At 63.2% G+C, this 19,533-nt stretch carries 10 protein-coding genes and 2 pseudogenes; 9 read left to right on the plus strand and 3 right to left on the minus strand.

Annotated features, from left to right (window positions below):
* Positions 1-3: 3 nt before the first annotated feature.
* A protein-coding gene (locus P9292_RS26565) for an IS3 family transposase (RefSeq protein WP_309961939.1) occupies positions 4-1,178 on the plus strand; the annotation gives its coding sequence in 2 pieces (ribosomal slippage) (positions 4-277 and positions 277-1,178; 1,176 coding nt in all).
* Between the two features lie 33 nt (positions 1,179-1,211).
* Here the strand turns inward: P9292_RS26565 and P9292_RS26570 are convergent.
* A pseudogene (locus P9292_RS26570) lies at positions 1,212-1,961 on the minus strand (transporter substrate-binding domain-containing protein); the annotation flags it as partial.
* A 141-nt stretch (positions 1,962-2,102) separates the two neighbouring features.
* On the opposite strand from P9292_RS26570, the gene hemE reads away from it, so the two are divergent.
* The 4 genes and pseudogenes from hemE to P9292_RS26590 all read left to right on the plus strand — a co-directional run bounded on the left by hemE (position 2,103) and on the right by P9292_RS26590 (position 11,523).
* The gene (gene hemE / locus P9292_RS26575; protein WP_309962043.1) at positions 2,103-3,200 is read left to right on the plus strand and encodes a uroporphyrinogen decarboxylase; all 1,098 of its coding nucleotides are present in this window, start codon (positions 2,103-2,105) and stop codon (positions 3,198-3,200) included.
* A gap of 448 nt (positions 3,201-3,648) precedes the next feature.
* Positions 3,649-5,886, plus strand: coding sequence for a primosomal protein N' (locus P9292_RS26580; RefSeq protein WP_309962045.1), 2,238 nt, complete (start codon positions 3,649-3,651; stop codon positions 5,884-5,886).
* Positions 5,887-6,351: 465 nt separating this feature from the next.
* Positions 6,352-10,281: a trifunctional transcriptional regulator/proline dehydrogenase/L-glutamate gamma-semialdehyde dehydrogenase gene (putA, locus tag P9292_RS26585; RefSeq protein ID WP_309962047.1), complete on the plus strand. Its 3,930-nt coding sequence runs from the start codon at positions 6,352-6,354 to the stop codon at positions 10,279-10,281.
* 92 nt (positions 10,282-10,373) lie between these two features.
* Positions 10,374-11,523 (plus strand): annotated as a pseudogene (locus P9292_RS26590) (branched-chain amino acid ABC transporter substrate-binding protein).
* A gap of 83 nt (positions 11,524-11,606) precedes the next feature.
* On the opposite strand, the gene P9292_RS26595 reads toward P9292_RS26590, so the two are convergent.
* Positions 11,607-13,289, minus strand: coding sequence for a thiamine pyrophosphate-binding protein (locus P9292_RS26595; RefSeq protein WP_309844932.1), 1,683 nt, complete (start codon positions 13,287-13,289; stop codon positions 11,607-11,609).
* A gap of 404 nt (positions 13,290-13,693) precedes the next feature.
* On the opposite strand from P9292_RS26595, the gene flhF reads away from it, so the two are divergent.
* From flhF to P9292_RS26610, 3 genes are read left to right on the plus strand one after another with little or no spacing between them, the layout of a single operon-like run.
* Positions 13,694-15,478, plus strand: a complete 1,785-nt coding sequence (flhF, locus tag P9292_RS26600; protein WP_250526399.1) for a flagellar biosynthesis protein FlhF — start codon at positions 13,694-13,696, stop codon at positions 15,476-15,478.
* The gene (locus P9292_RS26605; protein ID WP_309844929.1) at positions 15,471-16,391 is read left to right on the plus strand and encodes a MinD/ParA family protein; all 921 of its coding nucleotides are present in this window, start codon (positions 15,471-15,473) and stop codon (positions 16,389-16,391) included. The genes flhF and P9292_RS26605 overlap by 8 nt, the downstream gene beginning before the upstream one ends.
* An 18-nt stretch (positions 16,392-16,409) precedes the next feature.
* A complete protein-coding gene (locus P9292_RS26610; RefSeq protein ID WP_244826590.1) occupies positions 16,410-17,141 on the plus strand; it encodes an RNA polymerase sigma factor FliA in 732 nt (243 codons plus the stop codon).
* Positions 17,142-17,235: 94 nt separating this feature from the next.
* Here P9292_RS26610 and P9292_RS26615 read toward each other — a convergent pair whose 3' ends face one another.
* Entirely contained in the window at positions 17,236-18,330 is a 1,095-nt protein-coding gene (locus tag P9292_RS26615) for a diguanylate cyclase (protein WP_244826589.1), read from the minus strand.
* Between the two features lie 203 nt (positions 18,331-18,533).
* On the opposite strand from P9292_RS26615, the gene P9292_RS26620 reads away from it, so the two are divergent.
* Positions 18,534-19,511, plus strand: a complete 978-nt coding sequence (locus tag P9292_RS26620; protein ID WP_309962050.1) for an aromatic ring-hydroxylating dioxygenase subunit alpha — start codon at positions 18,534-18,536, stop codon at positions 19,509-19,511.
* Positions 19,512-19,533 lie beyond the last annotated feature (22 nt).

The following is a 19,533-nucleotide window of genomic DNA, read 5'->3' on the forward strand; positions in this document are numbered from 1 at the left end:
CAAATGAATCGAGTACTGAAGGGCACCTACACGAAGGAATTTCGCGAGCAGGCGGTGAGGCTCGTGGTTGTTGAAGGGCTCACGCAGCGCGAAGCGGCCAGCCGTTTATCTTTGTCGGTCAAGACACTGGGTGCCTGGGTTGTTGCTGAGCGCAAAGGTACGTTGGCCAAAGTCGGTGAAGCGCAAAAGCCGCAAAGCGAGCTCGAAGCGGAGTTGGCGCGGGTGAAGCGAGAGCTTGCAACAGTCACGATGGAGCGAGATGTTCTAAAAAAAGCGACGGTCTATTTCGCGAAGGAGTCGCGGTGAAATACGACCGGATCGAAGCGATGCGACATGACTATCCGATCGCAGTGCTATGTCGAGTGTTCGAGGTGGGAGCCAGCAGCTATTACGCTTGGCGTCGACGTGCTGAGTCGCCACGTGCACAGGAGAACGCAAGGCTTGAAGTCCAAATTGCTGCAGCCCATGAACGAACTCGGCACACTTATGGACGCGAGCGGCTGCAAGCCGATTTGCGAGATCACGGCGTGCGCGTTGGTCTTCATCGCATCAGGCGCATTCGCTCTAAACTGGGACTTCGCTGCAAGCAGAAGCGCAAGTTTAGAAATACAACCGATTCCAAGCACGATCTGCCAGTCGCACCGAATTTGCTAGAACGCAAATTTGACATGAGCGCTCCGAACCAGGCTTGGGTAAGTGATATCACTTACTTATGGACCGATGAGGGGTGGTTGTATCTTGCTGGCATTAAGGACCTCTTCAACGGCGAATTGGTCGGCTACGCCATGAGCGAACGGATGACTCGCAGCTTGGTGATGCAAGCGCTTTTCAGCGCGGTGTCGCTCAAACGGCCACAGGCGGGACTGATTGTTCATTCCGATCGCGGCGCTCAATACTGCTCCCACGATTATCGGGATCTGACAAAACAGTTCAGCATGACGATGTCGATGAGCCGCAAGGGCGATTGCTACGACAACGCACCAATGGAAAGTTTCTGGGGGTCGCTCAAAAACGAACTCGTGCATCACTGCCGGTTCGCGACACGCGCTGAGGCTCGACAGGCCGTGACCGAATACATTGAGATCTTTTACAACCGGCAGCGAAAGCAGGCCCGTCTTGGTTATCTGTCTCCTGCCGCCTTCACCCAACGATTTTATAAGATGCAACTCGCAGCCTAGGCCATTGCTCTCCACGATTGACGACCGACCTCAATCGCCGCGCGGCAGCAGATACGCCTTTTCGCCGAACTGGAAAGGTTTGTCCGGATGCACGGTGCATAGGCCTGGATTGAGCTTCTGCTGAAGCAGCGTTTCCGAGGCATCCGTGACCATGACATCTGCCTTGCCGTCCAGAATCTGCTTGAAGATCGTGACGTTGTCCGGGTACTCGATCAACTGCGAATGCGGGAAGAACTGCTTGGCAAAGCGCTCGTTCGTGCCGCCGGGATTCACGATCGTGCGCACGTTCGGCTGATCGATCTGTTCGACGGTCTGGTACTTGTCCACGTCATCGCAGCGAACAATTGGCGTTTTGCCGTCCTCCATATATGGCGCGGTGAAGAAGGCGCGCTTCTGCCGGTCGAGTGTCGTCGATACGCCGCCGACCGCGATATCGCACTTGTCGATGAAATCGTTCATCAGGTTCGACCACGAAGTCTTCACGTATTCCGCCTTGGCGCCAAGCGACTTCGCGAGGCTTTCCGCCAGGTCGATATCGATGCCTTCGAACTGTCCGTCCGTACGCAGGAACGTGTACGGCTTGTAGTCGCCGGTCGTGCAGACGCGCAGCGTGTGGCGCCCGAGGATGTCGTCGAGCCGCGTGGGCGGCGCGACGGGCGGCGGAGGCGCGGGCACGGTGCCGACACTTCCCGCTTGCACCGTTTGAGCAAGTGCGGTGGTGGACATCGACCCGGCAAAGACGGCGATTGCGACACTAATGGACGTTAAAAACGCGCGTTTCATCGATTCTCCGTGTTCTATTCGTATTGGTTGCCGCCGTCGATCATAACGAGCGCGCGTGAGTCTGAACATCACTCTCAGCCGCCGATGACGCGCGCATCGTCCGGTAGAATGGACGATTCCTCGCATTCAGCATCGAGCGCCGTGGCCCACACTCTCCTGAACGACACCTTTCTGCGCGCGCTCTTGCGGCAGCCGACCGAATACACGCCGATCTGGCTAATGCGTCAAGCCGGGCGCTATCTGCCCGAGTACAACGCCACGCGCGCACGCGCAGGCAGTTTCCTCGGTCTTGCGAAGAATCCCGATTACGCCACCGAAGTGACGCTTCAGCCGCTCGAACGTTATCCGCTCGACGCGGCGATCCTCTTCTCCGACATCCTCACCATTCCCGACGCAATGGGCCTCGGGCTGAACTTCGTGCAAGGCGAAGGTCCGCGTTTCGAACGCACGGTGCGCACCGAAGACGACGTAAAGCGCTTGGCGGTGCCGGACATCGACGCCACGCTGCGCTATGTCACCGACGCCGTTAGCCAGATTCGCCGCGCGCTCACCGACGCGGAAGGCCGTCAGCGGGTACCGCTCATCGGCTTCTCGGGCAGTCCGTGGACGCTTGCGTGCTACATGGTGGAAGGCGGCGGCTCGGACGATCATCGCACCGTGAAATCGATGGCTTATTCGCGGCCCGATCTCATGCACCGCATTCTCGATGTGAACGCGCAAGCGGTTGTCGCGTATCTCAACGCCCAGATCGAAGCCGGCGCGCAGGCGGTCATGATCTTCGATACCTGGGGCGGCGCACTCGCCGACGGCGCGTATCAACGCTTCTCGCTCGACTACATCGCGAAGGTCGTCGCAGGCCTCAAGCGCGAGCACGACGGCGCGCGGATCCCGGTTATTACGTTCACGAAGGGCGGCGGGTTGTGGCTTGAGCAGATCGCGTCAATCGGCGTGGATGCCGTTGGGCTGGACTGGACGGTGAACCTCGGCGCGGCGCGCGAGAAAGTGGGCGCTCGCGTGGCGTTGCAGGGCAATATCGATCCGAGCGTGCTGTTTGCGCCGCCCGAGGCGATTCGTGCCGAAGCGCGTGGTGTGCTGGAAAGCTTCGGCAATCATCCGGGACACGTCTTCAATCTCGGCCACGGCATTTCGCAGTTCACGCCGCCCGAACACGTTGCCGAGCTGGTCGATGAAGTCCATTCGCACAGCCGGGCGATGCGCGCGGCCGCGTTGGTACGCTAAACAGTATGTTGCAGTGCAGCGCGATACCGTCGGGTGCAGCGTTTCAGAAATCGTCGGATTTGTCTGAAACGCCCGCCCTTGGTGGAATCGAAAGATGTCAAGACAGCAGTTATACACATTTTGTACGTTGCGGCGCGCCATCAGACATATCGCCATCCGCGATCAATTAAATGTCGCTATTTGTTGCGTAAGTGCCTGTTTGCATTAATGTTTGTTGTGGTCTGCCCGAAATGTGGGCCGACGCACATAAGTGATTGGCGACACGGTTTGCGGCAGCCCGTAATGCACTTCTCAACAAAGTTATCCACAGGCCTGTGGAAAGCATCGGAAATCTAAAAATAATCTTCGGTTTACCAGCGATTCTGATGTTTTACTTTAAGTTCGTCGCGCGAAGCCTGATGTCATTGTCGGAAAGCCCGCCGTGGCTTGCCGAAAGGCGTCGCGTGGCATGAGCGGCCTCTATGTGCGCGTCGCTATCGATCAGCCGATGTCCGTGCTGTTCGATTACGTCTATCAACTCGACGTCGAGCCTGTGGTCGGCTCGTTGGTGCAGGTGCCGTTCGGGCGGCGCGACGTCGTTGGGCTCATCTGCGAGATCGCGACCTCAACCGACGTCCCCGCCGACAAACTGCGCCACGTAACCGCCATCTGCGATGCCTGCGCGCCGCTTTCCGCCGAATGGATCGGGCTCGCGACGTTCGCGGCGGAATACTATCAACGCGGGCTCGGCGAAGTTGCGCTGCCCGCTTTGCCGCAAGCTCTACGCGACGCATCGCGCTGGAACCGCCTATTCGCGGTCGAGCCGCGTTACCGCATGCTGGCAGCCGGACGAGCCGAACTTCCGGGTGCCTTGCCCGCGCGGGCGAGCGCGTTGCGGCGGCTGGCGGAAGCGCTGGGATCGAGCGAGACGCTGGGTTTGTCCGAAGCGCGCGCCGTACATCCCAAGGCAAGCGCGACTTTCGACGAATGGCTGACGCGCGGCTGGATCGAAAGCGTTGAAGACGCATCGCCGGCGGATCACGCGCCGACGCTCGCGGCGACCGAAGCGCCGCCGCGCCTGACCGACGAGCAACGCGAAGCCGTCGATGCCATCGCGAGCGCGCAAGGCTTCGCGCCTTTTCTGCTGCACGGCGTGACGGGCAGCGGCAAGACCGAGGTTTATCTGCACGCGCTTGCCGCGCTGCTCGCCAGACAAGCGGATGCGCAGGCGCTCGTGCTCGTGCCCGAAATCAACCTGACACCGCAGTTCGAGGCGGCGTTCCGCAATCGTTTTTCGATGCTTGCGCCCGGTTCCATCGTCACGATGCACAGCGGTCTTGCCGAGGGCGAACGCGCCCGCAACTGGCTCGCGGCACACACGGGAAGCGCGCGCATCGTGCTTGGCACGCGCCTCGCGATCCTCGCGTCGCAGCCAAAACTGGCGATGATCGTCGTCGATGAAGAGCACGACCCGGCGTACAAGCAGCAAGAAGGGTTGCGTTATTCCGCGCGCGATCTGGCCATCTATCGGGCGAAGCAGCTTGGTATTCCCGTCGTGCTCGGGTCGGCGACGCCATCGCTCGAAACCTGGTGGCAGGCGGAGCAGGGCCGCTACACGCGCCTGACGCTCAAGCGCCGCGCCGTCGCTGATGCGGCGTTGCCAAGCGTGCGGCTCATCGATCTCGAAGAGGAAAGGCAGCGCGGGCGCGCGTCCGTGGAAGGCTTGTCGGGCCCGCTCATCGCAGCGCTGAAGGCGCGTCTGGAACGCGGCGAACAGAGTCTCGTGTTCCTGAATCGGCGCGGCTATGCGCCGATTCTGTCGTGCGACGCCTGCGGCTGGGTCGCGGGCTGTCCGCGATGCAGCGCCTACGCCGTGCTCCACAAGCCCGAGCGCGCGTTGCGCTGTCACCATTGCGGCTGGGAATCGCGCATTCCAAAGGCATGCCCGGAATGCGGCAACATCGATATTGCGCCAATGGGACGCGGCACGCAACGCGTGGAGGAAACACTCGCGAGTGTGGTTCCCGGCGCACGGGTGTTGCGCATCGACGCGGACAGCACGCGGCGCAAGGGCAGCGCGCAGGCGCTTTTCTCGGATGTCCATGCGGGCGAGGTCGATATTCTCGTCGGCACGCAGATGATCGCGAAGGGTCACGACTTCCGCCGTGTGACGCTCGTGGGTGTCCTGAACGCCGACACCGCGCTTTTTTCTCACGACTTTCGCGCAAGCGAACGGCTTTTCGCGCAACTGACGCAGGTGAGCGGCCGCGCGGGTCGCGCCGGACTTCCCGGCGAAGTGATGATTCAGACGCGATATCCTCGTCACGCGCTGTATCAGGCGTTATCGCGGCAGGATTACGTGGGATTCGCCAACGCGACGCTCGCGGAACGTCGCGACGCGCGTCTGCCGCCATTCGTCTATCAGGCCATGCTGCGCGCGGAAGGCCGCACGCTCGAAGCGGCGCTGGCGTTTCTCGGGCAGGCGGCGGCCGCCTTCGCGCCCTTGCCGGGCGCGGACCGCGTGACGGTCTACGATGCCGTGCCGCTGACCATCGTGAAAGTGTTCAACGTGCACCGCGCGCAATTGCTGCTCGAAAGCAGCTCGCGGGCTGCGCTGCAATCCGCCCTGCGCGCGTGGCAACCGGCGTTGCGCGCGCTGAAGGGCGTACTGCGCTGGAACGTGGAAGTGGATCCGCTGGACGTCTAATACTCGGCGCGCGTGGCGCTTCCAGATGCGGATTCGAGGTCGTCGTGCAGATCGTCCGAACGGCCTACATGCGGCGATGCGCCTCGCACAAACAAGACGACGCACACTGCGAACATCACCCAAACGCTGGCTATCACCATCCAAGTGCTCATGCTCGTTATTCTCCGAGAGCCCCGCGGTGGTCTTCCGCGGAATGTGGCGCCGACGGCGCGCATGGCGTTTATATCGGCTGCACTCGGGCAATTACTTAGGGCATGTCCCAAAATAAAAACGCCTAGGGAAACTACTAGGTGATTTCCGCCAATGTCCGTTCGGCGTTGCATCCCGCAAAGCCTTGTCCCACAAGGATTCCAACATGGTGCAACCCTCTCGAAATTGTCGGTTGCACCTTTTATTTCAGCGGAGTACGATTCGCCAACTTTTAGGTCTACGGCCGGGTGAGCACGTCCGGCAAACGAAGGAATCATGGCGAGCACAACCCTTGGCGTCAAAGTCGACGATCTGCTGCGTTCACGGCTCAGAGATGCCGCGACCCGGCTCGAGCGCACTCCTCACTGGCTCATCAAGCAGGCGATCTTTGCCTATCTGGAGCGTATCGAGCATGGTCAGCTTCCGCCGGAACTCTCGGGCACGAACGGCTCGGGCGAACCCGGCGAGACCGTAGCCGTCGAGGGCGATGACGACAGCGCGCCGCAACCTTTCCTCGATTTCGCGCAGAACGTGCAACCGCAGTCGGTGTTGCGCGCGGCGATCACGGCGGCGTATCGTCGCCCGGAACCCGAATGCGTGCCGTTCCTGATCGGACAAGCGCGCTTGCCGGCCAGCGTTTCCGCCGATACCGAAAAGCTCGCGACCAGACTCGTCGAAGCCTTGCGCGCGAAGAGCACGGGCGGCGGCGTGGAAGGGTTGATCCACGAGTTCTCGCTGTCGAGTCAGGAAGGCGTTGCGCTGATGTGTCTCGCCGAAGCGCTGCTGCGCATTCCCGACCGCGCGACCCGCGACGCGCTCATCCGCGACAAGATCAGCAAGGGCGACTGGCGTTCGCACATGGGCCAGGCGCCGTCGCTGTTTGTGAATGCGGCGACGTGGGGCTTGATGATCACCGGCAAGCTCGTCACGACGAATAGCGAGGCCGGTTTGTCGTCGGCGTTGACGCGCATGATCGGCAAAGGCGGCGAGCCGCTGATCCGCAAGGGTGTGGACATGGCGATGCGCCTCATGGGCGAGCAGTTCGTCACCGGCGAGACCATCTCCGAAGCGCTCGCGAACAGTCGCAAGTTCGAGGCGCGCGGTTTCCGCTATTCCTACGACATGCTGGGCGAAGCAGCGACCACCGAGGAAGACGCGCAGCGTTACTACGCGTCCTACGAGCAGGCGATTCACGCTATTGGCAAGGCGGCGGGCGGGCGCGGCATCTACGAAGGCCCGGGCATCTCGATCAAGCTCTCGGCGCTGCATCCGCGTTATTCGCGTTCGCAGCAGGAACGCACCATGAGCGAACTGCTGCCGCGCGTGCGCGCGCTGGCGCTGCTCGCGCGTCGTTACGACATTGGCCTGAACATCGACGCGGAAGAAGCGGATCGCCTCGAAATCTCGCTCGATCTGCTCGAAGCGCTGTGCTTCGACCCGGCGCTCGCGGGCTGGAACGGCATCGGCTTCGTGGTGCAGGGTTATCAGAAGCGCTGCCCGTTCGTGATCGATTACCTGATCGACTTGGCGCGCCGCAGCCGGCACCGGCTGATGATTCGTCTCGTGAAGGGCGCGTATTGGGATACCGAAATCAAGCGCGCGCAAGTGGACGGCCTCGAAGGCTATCCGGTTTATACGCGCAAGATTTATACGGACATCTCGTATCTTGCTTGCGCGAAAAAACTGCTCGGCGCGCCGGATGCCGTCTATCCGCAGTTCGCGACGCACAACGCGTTCACGCTGTCGGCTATCTATCACCTCGCGGGACAGAATTACTATCCCGGCCAGTACGAGTTTCAGTGCCTGCACGGCATGGGCGAACCGCTCTATGAAGAAGTCACGGGCCGCGACAAGCTGAACCGGCCATGCCGCGTGTATGCGCCGGTCGGAACGCACGAAACGCTGCTCGCGTATCTCGTGCGGCGTCTACTCGAAAACGGCGCGAACACATCGTTCGTGAACCGTATTGCCGATGAATCCATCCCCGTGAAGGATCTCGTCGAAGACCCGATCGACGAAGCGCAGAAGATCGTGCCGCTCGGCGCGCCGCACGCGAAGATTCCGCTGCCGCGTCAGTTGTACGGGGACGAGCGGCCCAATTCGATGGGTCTGGACTTGTCGAACGAGCATCGCCTGGCGTCGCTGTCGTCGGCGTTGCTCGCGAGCGCGAATCATCAGTGGCGCGCCGAGCCGATGCTCGAAGGCGACGATCCGCACAACGGCGTCGCACGCGACATTCGCAATCCCGCCGATCTGCGCGATCTCGTCGGCACGGTGGTGGAAGCGTCGAAGGAACAAGTCGGCGCCGCGATCGCCAACGCCGTGGCCGCCGCGCCGATCTGGCAAGCGACGCCCGTCGATGACCGCGCCGACTGCCTCACGCGCGCCGCCGACTTGCTCGAAGCGCAGATGCACACGTTGATGGGCCTCGTCGTGCGCGAAGCAGGCAAGTCGCTCGCGAACGCGGTATCGGAGATTCGCGAGGCTATCGACTTCCTGCGCTATTACTCCGCACAGATTCGCGAGGAATTTTCGAACGACACGCATCGTCCGCTCGGACCGGTGGTCTGCATCAGCCCGTGGAACTTCCCGCTCGCGATTTTCATGGGTCAGGTCGCGGCGGCGCTCGCGGCTGGCAATCCGGTGCTCGCGAAGCCAGCCGAGCAAACGCCGCTGATCGCCGCGCAAGCCGTGCGCATTCTGCGCGAAGCGGGCGTGCCGCCGGGCGCCGTGCAACTGTTGCCGGGCAACGGTGAAACCGTGGGCGCAGCGCTCGTCGCCGACCCGCGCACGCGCGCCGTGATGTTCACCGGCTCGACCGAAGTCGCGCGCCTCATCAACAAGACGCTGTCCGAACGGCTCGATCCGGACGGCCGCCCGATTCCGCTCATCGCCGAAACCGGCGGCCAGAACGCAATGATCGTCGATTCCTCGGCGCTTGCGGAACAGGTCGTCGCGGACGTGATGCAGTCGTCGTTCGACTCGGCGGGTCAACGCTGCTCGGCGCTACGCGTTCTTTGTCTGCAAGACGATGTCGCGGATCGCACGCTCGAAATGCTGACCGGCGCGATGAAGCAACTCGCGGTGGGCAATCCTGACCGGCTGTCGGCGGATGTCGGTCCCGTGATCGATGCCGACGCGAAACGCGGCATCGACGCGCACGTTGCGCAGATGCGCGAGAAGGGCCGCAAGGTCGTGCAACTGCCGCTGCCGGACGGTTGCGCGCAAGGCACATTCGTGCCGCCGACGCTGATCGAACTCGACGGCATCGACGAACTCAAGCGCGAGGTCTTCGGCCCGGTGCTTCATGTGGTGCGTTACCGCCGTTCGTCTCTTGATAAACTCCTCGACCAAATTCGGTCGACCGGTTATGGACTGACGCTCGGCATCCATACGCGGATCGACGAAACCATCGCGCATGTCATCTCGCGCGCGCACGTGGGCAACATCTACGTGAACCGCAATGTGATCGGCGCGGTGGTCGGCGTGCAGCCGTTCGGCGGGGAAGGTTTGTCGGGCACGGGTCCGAAGGCGGGCGGCGCGTTGTACTTGCAGCGCTTGCTGGCCAAGCGTCCCACTGGACTGCCGAAGTCGCTGGCAAGCGCGCTCGTGGTGGACAAGGCGGCATCCGCCGATGCCCCGACCGCCGCTCTCACGGCGCTGCGCGACTGGTCCATCGGCGAACGCGATCCGCAGACCGCGGCGCGTTGCGACGGTTATCTGCAACACGTGCTCGCAGGCGCGACGGCCGTGCTGTCCGGTCCGACCGGCGAGCGCAACACGTACACGCTCGGCGCGCGCGGCACGGTGCTGTGCGTGGCGGCAACCCCGAGCGGCGCGCTGGCGCAGTTTGCCGCCGTGCTGGCAACGGGCAACAAGGCGCTGTTCGCCGGTTCGGCTGGCGAGCAGTTGGCGGCGTCGCTGCCGGCATCGCTCAAGCCGTATGCCGCGGTCAGGAAAGACGCGGCGGCGGAGTTCGACGCCGTGCTGTTCGAGGGCGACAGCGACGAACTGTTGTCGCTCGTGAAGGAAGTCGCGAAGCGCCCGGGACCAATCGTATCGGTGCAGGGCGTGGCGGCGGGAACATTCGCCGATGCTAACCATGACGGCGAAGACTATGCGCTCGAACGTCTGCTGACGGAACGCTCGGTGAGCGTGAATACGGCGGCGGCGGGCGGCAATGCGAATTTGATGACGATCGGTTGAGAAGTATCCTCTCGCGCTCGATTCAAACAAACGGCAGCAGGCACGGCGATCCCGGCGACGAGCTGCCATTCACACTGGTACTAGGAGAAGCTATGAAGCACACGATGAACAAGCTGGCAGCCGCCCTGACGCTCGCCGGCCTGTCGCTCGCGGGGACTGCGTTCGCGCAAACAGCAGAAGATGTGAAGGTCGGCTTCGCCGGGCCGATGACCGGTGCGCAGGCGCACTACGGCAAGGATTTCCAGAACGGCATCACGCTCGCGGTCGAGGACTTCAACGCCACGAAGCCGGTGATCGGCGGCAAGCCGGTTCGCATCGTGCTCGATTCGGCGGACGATCAGGCCGACCCGCGCACGGGCACGACCGTCGCGCAGAAGCTCGTCGACGACGGCATCAAGGGCATGCTCGGCCACTTCAACTCGGGCACGACCATTCCGGCATCGCGCATTTATGCGAATGCCGGCATCCCCCGAAATCGCGATGGCAACCGCGCCGGAGTACACCACGCAAGGCTTCAAGACGGCCTTCCGCATGATGACGTCCGACACGCAGCAAGGCTCGGTCGCGGGCGAGTTCGCGGTGAAGACGCTGAAAGTGAAGAAGATCGCCATCGTCGATGACCGCACGGCTTACGGCCAGGGTCTCGCCGACCAGTTCGAGAAGGCAGCGAAGGCGTCGGGCGGCAATATCGTCGTGCGCGAATTCACGAACGACAAGGCTGTCGACTTCAAGGCAATTCTGACCAAGATCAAGTCGTCGAATCCTGACCTCGTGTACTACGGCGGCGCGGATTCGCAAGCCGCGCCGATGGCCAAGCAAATGAAGACGCTTGGCTTTCGTGCACCGCTGATGGCGGGCGAGATGGTCAAGACCGACACCTTCATCAAGATCGCGGGCGACGCGGCGGATGGCACGGTGGCATCGCTTGCCGGCCTGCCGATGGACCAGATGCCTGGCGGCGCGGACTACACGGCGAAGTACAAGAAGCGCTTCAACGAAGACGTAGAGACGTACTCGCCGTACGCCTACGACGGCGCAATGGCCATGTTCAACGCAATGAAGGCGGCCAACTCGACGGACCCGGCAAAGTATCTGCCGCTGCTTGCCAAGACCGACATGCAAGGCGTGACCACGAAGCATCTGGCGTACGACTCGAAGGGCGATCTGAAAAACGGCGGTATCACGCTGTATAAGGTCGTTGGCGGGAAGTGGACGACGCTGCAGAGCGTGGGTGGGAAGTAAGGTTTAGTGGCTGTTTTGGATGGCCCGGTCGTGTGCGACCGGGCCGTTTTCGTTTGGACGGGGCTAACCGGCTGAACCAGCCCTCAGCGCTTCCCCTGCTCCCGAATCTGTTCGAGCGTCGCGCCCGGCGTGCTCTGATCCGCCGGAATCCGAATCTCGATCACCGCGGGCAATCCCGAACTCACAGCGCGCTCGAACGCCGGCATGAACTGCTCCGTCGATTCGACCCGCTCGCCGTGCGCCCCGAACGCGCGTGCATAAGCCGCGAAGTCGGGGTTCGTCAGCCCCGTGCCATGGACCCGATGCGGATAGTGCCGCTCCTGATGCATGCGGATCGTGCCGAACTGCCCGTTGTTCACGACCACGAAAATCACCGGCAGCTGGTACTGCATCGCCGTGGCGAGTTCGTGGCTCGACATCATGAAGCAGCCATCGCCCGCGAACGCGATCACCGTGCGCTGCGGGTACAGCGACTTCGCCGCGATGGCCGCAGGCACGCCGTAACCCATCGCACCGCTCGTCGGCGCAACTTGCGAGCGGAAGTGCCGATACGAATAATGCCGATGCAGCCAGGTCGCGTAATTGCCCGCGCCGTTGGTGAGAATCGCGTCTTCGGGCAGGCGCTCCGAAAGCGTGCGCATGATCTCGCCGAGCTGGACATCGCCGAGCATGGGGCGCGGCTTGCGCCATTCGAGATACACGGCGTGCGCCGTCTCGGCGCTGCCCGACCACGCGATCTGCGCGGGCGGTTCGAGCGCGGCGAGCATCGACGCAATCTCGGGCATGCCGGAGACGATCGGCAGATCGGCGCTATACACGCGGCCCAGTTCCTCCGCGCCCTGATGCACGTGAATCAGCGTCTGCTTCGTCTTCGGGATGTCGAGCAGCGTGTAGCCGCCCGTCGTCGATTCACCCATGCGCGGGCCGAGAACGAAGAGCACGTCCGCTTCGCGCACGCGCGCGGCCAGCGCCGGATTGATGCCGAGCCCGACATCGCCCGCGTAATTCGGATGCTCGTTATGCAGCGTGTCCTGATAGCGGAACGCGCATCCCGCCGGCAACTGCCAGCGCTCGATGAAGCGCGCGAAGTCCTGCGTCGCCTCGGCGGTCCAGCCGCTGCCGCCCGCGATCACGAATGGTGTCTTCGCGTTGGCGAGCAGTTCGCGCACGCGCTCGATCTGCGCCTGCGACGGCGCCGCCGCGACGCGCTGATAGCGCGGCACGGGCGGCGCCGCGTCGCACGCTTCGGTCAGCATGTCTTCGGGCAACGCCAGCACGACCGGGCCGGGACGTCCCGCCGTCGCGACATGGAACGCGTGGCTCAGATACTCCGGCACGCGGCGCGGATCGTCGATTTGCGCGACCCACTTCGCCATCTGCCCGAACATGCGCCGATAGTCGATTTCCTGAAACGCCTCGCGATCCATGTGATCCCGCGCGCATTGGCCGATCAGCAGGATCATCGGCGTCGAGTCCTGGAAAGCGGTGTGCACGCCGATGGACGCGTGCGTCGCGCCCGGCCCGCGCGTGACGATAGCCACGCCCGGACGCCCCGTCAGCTTGCCGACCGCCTCGGCCATGTTCGCCGCGCCGGCTTCGTGGCGGCAGACGATCGTCTGTATTTGGCTGGTTTCGTCGTGCAGCGAATCCAGGACGGCGAGAAAGCTCTCGCCCGGCACGCAGAACACGCGTTCGACACCGTGATGAACGAGCGCATCGACAACCAGACGCGCGCCGGTGGTCTGGCCATGAGAAGCGGATGCCATGCGAACAAGTCTCCTTTGTCAGTGAGCATCGGTGAGCCCGGGTTTCGAGCCGCAGACCGTAGCTTACGCCGCTGGATGGGACTCTGGCTGATGCAGTCCGGCCGCCTTGGCGCGCGACGCGCCTGCCGCCGCGCGCCTCACAGCCGGACCAACCGGCAAGCGACATCTCTCGTCCCGTCGCGTCGATCGTGCCAGACCGGCATTTTTTCCCGCATGACGCGCGACGCAATCCGCACGGCCGGGTTGTTTCCATCAGTCGAAATACCCCTCTTTCACACCCTTTATCCAGCGATAGGCCCGAAGTGATCTTCGCAATAATGGCTTCACTGAAAAGCGGGCACGGAAATAACCAAAGGGTGCTCGCCTCGCAAATATCGCTGCATCTATCCTCATCGGGGGCCAGTTTGAACATTCGTAAATTCATCGGCGCGAACAGTCGTGACGCTCTGCGCCAGGTCCGTGAAGCGCTCGGACCCGATGCCGTGGTGTTGTCCAACCGCACGCTCGACGATGGATCGGTGGAAATCGTCGGTGTCGCGGATAGCGATCTCGCTTCGATCTCGCCCGCGAAGGCCGCACGCGAACAAGCCGCCGCCGCGCCGTTCGCCAGCGCCACGCCGCGCGCCGCGCTTGCACAAGCCGCAGCCGCCGCGATGAAGCAGCAGGCCGCCGCTCCCAGCTCTCCGATGAACCCCTACGCCAGCGGCGATGTTTTCTCCTCCGTCTTCGGCAACACCGCCGACGCCGACGATTTCGACGAGCAAGCCGACGAAGAGCGCATGGAAGCACCGCGCACGATGGCCGATTCCAATCCGTGGTTGATCGAACATGCGCGCCGTATCGCGCAACAGGCTTCGGTGCCGTCGAACCGGCCGCTGACGCCGTCCGCCGCAATTGCACGCGGCATGGGCGTGCCGGTATCGGTCAAGGCAGCCGACGCACCGCGCCAGCAAGCGCCGCGTGCACAAGCCGCCGCGCAGCCGGTTGCCGCCGCGCCTGCCGCACCCGCCGCGCAAGCGCACGCAAAGATCGAAACGCCCGACTGGGCGCGTGAAGCCGCGCAAGTCGCCGCACGCCGCGCCGCACAGAAGATCAACGCAGCACCGCAAGCCGCCGACGAAGCGCCGGCCGCATCGGGCAATTTCGAAGGCTTGCCGGCCAATGCCGCAGCCGTCGTGACCGAAGCCATCCGCACGCGCATGGAGCAAGTGGTCAACGAAACGGTGATGAACGAACTCTCGTCGATGCGCGAGATGATGGAAGAGCACTTCTCGGGTTTGCTGTGGGGCGACCGCCAGCGCCGCAACCCGACCAACTCGGCCTTGACCAAGCGCCTCTTCGCCGCCGGTTTCTCCGCGCAACTCGTGCGCATGGTGATCGACAACATGCCGTCGATGGAGAACGTGGAAAACGCGCTCGAATGGGTGCAGCAAGTTCTCGAATCGAATCTGCCGGTGATGCCGAGCGAAGACGCGTTGATGGAGCGCGGCGGCGTGTTCGCGCTGATGGGCCCGACGGGCGTCGGCAAGACGACGACCACGGCAAAGCTCGCGGCGCGCTGTGTGATGCGCTTCGGCGCCAGCAAGGTCGCGCTCCTGACGACGGACAGCTACCGGATCGGCGCGCATGAACAACTGCGCATCTTCGGCAAGATTCTCGGCGTCTCGGTGCACGCGGTAAAGGACGGCGCCGACCTGCAACTCGCGCTCTCCGAACTGCGCAACAAACATATCGTGCTGATCGACACGATCGGCATGAGCCAGCGCGATCGCACGGTCTCCGACCAGATCGCGATGCTGTGCGGCACGGGTCAGCCGGTGCAACGCTTGTTGCTGCTGAACGCCACGAGCCACGGCGACACGCTCAACGAAGTCGTGCAGGCTTACAAGAGTGCGCCGGACCAGCCGCCGCTCGCGGGCTGCATTCTGACCAAGCTCGACGAGGCGACCAACCTCGGCAGCGTGCTCGATACGGTCATCCGCTACAAGCTGCCGGTGCATTACGTATCGACCGGTCAGAAGGTGCCGGAGAACTTGTACGTCGCAACCAAGCGTTTCCTCATCAAGAGCGCGTTCTGCATTCCGCGCGATGGCTCGCCTTTCGTGCCGCAAGACGACGATGTGCCGGCGCTTCTGTCCGCACTGTCCGCACGCGCCACGACCGAACTGCATGGAGTCCATTTTGGATAAGTTCGTGCTCGATCAGGCTGAAGGCCTGAGAAGGCTGCTGACGCGCGCCAGTTCTCGCGTGGTGGCTGTAGTGGGCGGACCGGCGGGCATCGGTTGCACGTCGGCGGTAGTGAACCTCGGCGCGGCGTTGTCCGTGCATGGCAAGGATGTGCTCGTCATCGACGAGCGGCATAACGCGGGCTCGGTCAGCCGCATGGCGGGTGTGGATGGCGCGGGCGCGCTCTCGGCGGTGATGTCCGGCCGTCGCGAATTGCAGGATGTCGCGGTGCGCACGCCGATGGGTTTTTCGCTGATCGCCGCACCGCGCGATGAACGTATCAGCCACGACGCAGCGCAAGCACGCGCGCTGCTCGACGGCCCCGCGGATATCGTGCTGATCGATGCGCAACTCGATCGTAATGGCGCGCTCTCGTCGCTCGCGGCGCAGGCGCATGACTTTCTGATAGTGACGCGGGTAGCCGCGTCGGCGATCACCGAGGCGTATGCGTGCATGAAGCGCTTGCACTACGCCCACGCGATCGGCCAGTTCCGCGTGCTGATGAATCACGTGCAGGACGCAGCCGATGCAGCGATCGCGTTCGACAACCTCTCGGGTGTCGCGAGCCGTTATCTGGCCGTTTCGCTCGTGCAGGCAGGGTATGTGTCCGAGGATGCGCGCGTCGCTCGGGCGAGGGAGCTCTCTCGGTGTGCGGTGGAAGCGTTTCCGGCTACGGCCGCGGCGCGCGACTACCGCTACATCGCAGCCGAGCTGCTGCACTGGCCGATGCGTCCCGCGCCGTTTTCGCGCGGCGACGAAGCGAGCCAGTACGACGCGCACATTCCGGTTGGCGAGTCTGGTGAAAGCGGACGGAAAGCGGCGCACCGAGCGGCGGCGTTTTCTGATCATGCAATGAGCAGCACGGCGTCGATGTGATATTGAAAGGTGAACAGGATGTATAACGCCCAAGGCAAACTCTCGCAGTCCGACGTGCTTACGAAATATGCGCCGCTCGTTCGCCGCCTCGGACTCCAGCTCGTCGCCAAGATGCCGGCGAGCGTCGATCTCGACGATCTGATCCAGGCCGGCATGATTGGCCTCCTCGATGCGGCTAGCCGCTACAAGGAAGATCAGGGCGCCCAGTTCGAAACCTACGCAAGTCAGCGTATTCGCGGCGCCATGCTCGACGAGTTGCGCGCCAATGACTGGTTGCCACGCAGCATGCGCAAGACATCGCGCGAAGTGGAGTCGGCGGTACACAAGGTGGAACAGAACCTTGGCCGTTCAGCCAGCGAGACCGAAGTCGCCGAGCACATGAAGATGCCGCTCGACGAGTATCAGTCGATGCTGCAGGACTTGCACGGCAGCCAGTTGATCTATTACGAAGACTTCGACCGCTCGGCGGACGACGAGCCGTTCCTCGACCGTTACTGCGTCGATCGTTCGGACCCGCTGTCGGCGCTTCTGGACGACAGTCTGCGCGGCGCGCTGATCGAAGCCATCGACAAGTTGCCGGAGCGCGAGAAGCTGCTCATGAGCTTGTACTACGAGAAGGGCCTCAACCTGCGCGAAATCGGCGCGGTGATGGAAGTGAGCGAGTCGCGCGTGTGCCAGTTGCATAGCCAGGCCGTGGCGCGTTTGCGTGCGAAGCTGCGGGAACAGTCGTGGACTAGCGTCGAGGCCTGAGTTCCGCGTTGTAGAGGCGCGCGAAGCCCCGAACCGGGGCCGCGCGCTTTTTGCTTTTGCCTTTGCAAAGGCGCTCGAATGCGCGCGGATGGGCTCAATGCATCTCGAAGTCGCGCGCCTCGGCGAACACCGTCTTGCCTTCGCCGAGACTCTTTGCGCGATACATCGCGCGATCCGCGGCTCTCAGCACGGCGGTGATATCGGCGTCATGCGCTTCTGCCGCGCTCGACAGCAAGCAGGCGCCGATACTCGCCGATACGCTCACTGGGCGCTCCTGCACCAGCGTGAGGTCGGCGAGCGCCGAATGGATGCCATCGGTGAGCGTGAGCACCGCGCTGCGATCGCGCATGTTGCGCGCGAGCACGACGAACTCGTCGCCGCCCAGCCGCGCGATGGTGTCGGTCTTGCGCATGCGCCGTGCAAGCAATTGCGCGAACGACTGCAACAGCACGTCGCCGACTGCGTGACCGTAGGTATCGTTCACGCCCTTGAAGCCGTCGAGGTCGATCAGTAGCAGTGCGCTGGTATTCGCGTCGGCGGCTTCGGGCGCGGACATCGCGCGATTCACGGTTTGTTCGAGCGCGTAACGGTTATAGAGGCCCGTGAGCGGGTCTGTCGATGCCTGCCGCGCCAGCACGCGATTCGCGCTGCCAAGCCTGTCGACCAGCACGCTCAGATACACCGACGCGCCCAGCACGCTCAGCGCGAGCCCGAGCGCGGCGGCGCGGTTTGCCACCCACCACGGTTGCCACAACGCCAGCGCGACGATCGCGACGAGCGCCATCGCGCACGAAATGGCGAGCGTGCGCTTGCCGTAGCGGCATCCCGAGCCGATCAGAAACCAGAACACCACCCACAGCAGCGGCAAGGCGAGCGTGCCGCAGAGAAAGAGCATGGCGCCGAGCAACGCCTGATCGAGGATAGTGGTGATGACGAGCCGGACGTTGGACAGCGCCATCATCCGGCTGACGAGCAATAGTGTGATTGCACCGTAGGACACGTAGAGCGCGATCAACCGCGTGATCAGCGACGCGTTGGCCGAAGGGTGCCGCCACGCATACACCGCATAAGCCAGCAGAACTGCCGCTCCCATCCCGATACGCAGCATGGCTTGCTCGCGTTCGGGATTCCGGTTGCCGGACCATGCGAAGGCATAGGCCCGGCGTGCCGGTTGATGCGCCTGCTCCATACTGAACCCCTGGTGGTGATTTCTTGCTGTTATGGTCTTTTGCGCGTGTCTTTGCTGTCGCGCTTTTGTCTTATTGCGGCCCCGTCGCGATGTTCGTCTCCGACGACTGGTATTTTGCAACGTTTTGCCAAGCTGCTGTGAATCGTGTAAGAACGCATCTCGGACAGATGATTAACGGCGTTTTCTGCGGATGCTTCAGTGCTATGAGCGACGACTTTTCTCTCGCTGGCGAATGGCTGGCGGTCTGTAATGGCGATGACGTGCCGGCGGGTTCGACGCGAGCGTTCATCGTCGCGGATGAGCGCATCGTCGTCTGGCGCGATGCCGAAGGCGTGGCGCATGTCTGGCGTGACTACTGTCCGCATCGCGGCGCGCAACTGTCGCTGGGGGCGGTGACGAACGATCAGCTCGTGTGTCCGTATCACGGCTGGCGCTACGACACGCTTGGTCAGTGCGTGCTGATTCCGTCGAATCCGTCGCTTCGGCCTTTGAAGCGCGCGTGCGCCACCGCGTTCGTCGCCGAGGAGAAATACGGCGTCGTGTGGATGTGCTTCGGCGAGCCCGCGCACGCGCTCGATTTCTTTCCCGAAGCCGCGATTCCGGGCGGACGGCGCATCAACCTTGCGCCGCAGACGGTGAAGTCGTCCGCGCCGCGTGTCGTCGAAAACTTCCTGGACATGGCGCATTTTTCGTTCGTGCACGTGGGCATTCTCGGCGAGGATGCGCATACCGAAGTGCCGGACTATGAAGTCATGGAAAGCGCCGACGGACTCGAAGCGCGCCAGTGCCGTTTCTGGCAGCCGGCGGGTTTACCGGGGCAGGGCGGCGCGATGATGGATTACGTTTATCGCGTGAAGCGGCCGCTGGTTGCGAAGCTCACGAAGATGGCGTCGGGGGCAATGGGCGCACTGCATATCATGCTGGTGGCGTCGCCCGTGACGCAGACCGAGACCCGCGCGTGGCTCGTTTCCATTCACGAAGACGAGACTTTGCACAGCGACGAGGAGCTGTACGACTTCAACATGGAGATTCTGCTGCAGGACACGCCGATCGTGGAGTCGCAATGGCCGAAGCTGCTGCCGCTCGCGCTCGATGCGGAGTTGCATCAGAAGTGCGACCGGATGTCGGTGGCGTATCGGAGATGGTTGGCGGGGATGGCGTTTGGGTGGGGGACCATCTAACACGCGGAAAAAGCGGGAACGT

Source organism: Caballeronia sp. LZ001 (assembly GCF_031450875.1).
Taxonomy (GTDB): domain Bacteria; phylum Pseudomonadota; class Gammaproteobacteria; order Burkholderiales; family Burkholderiaceae; genus Caballeronia.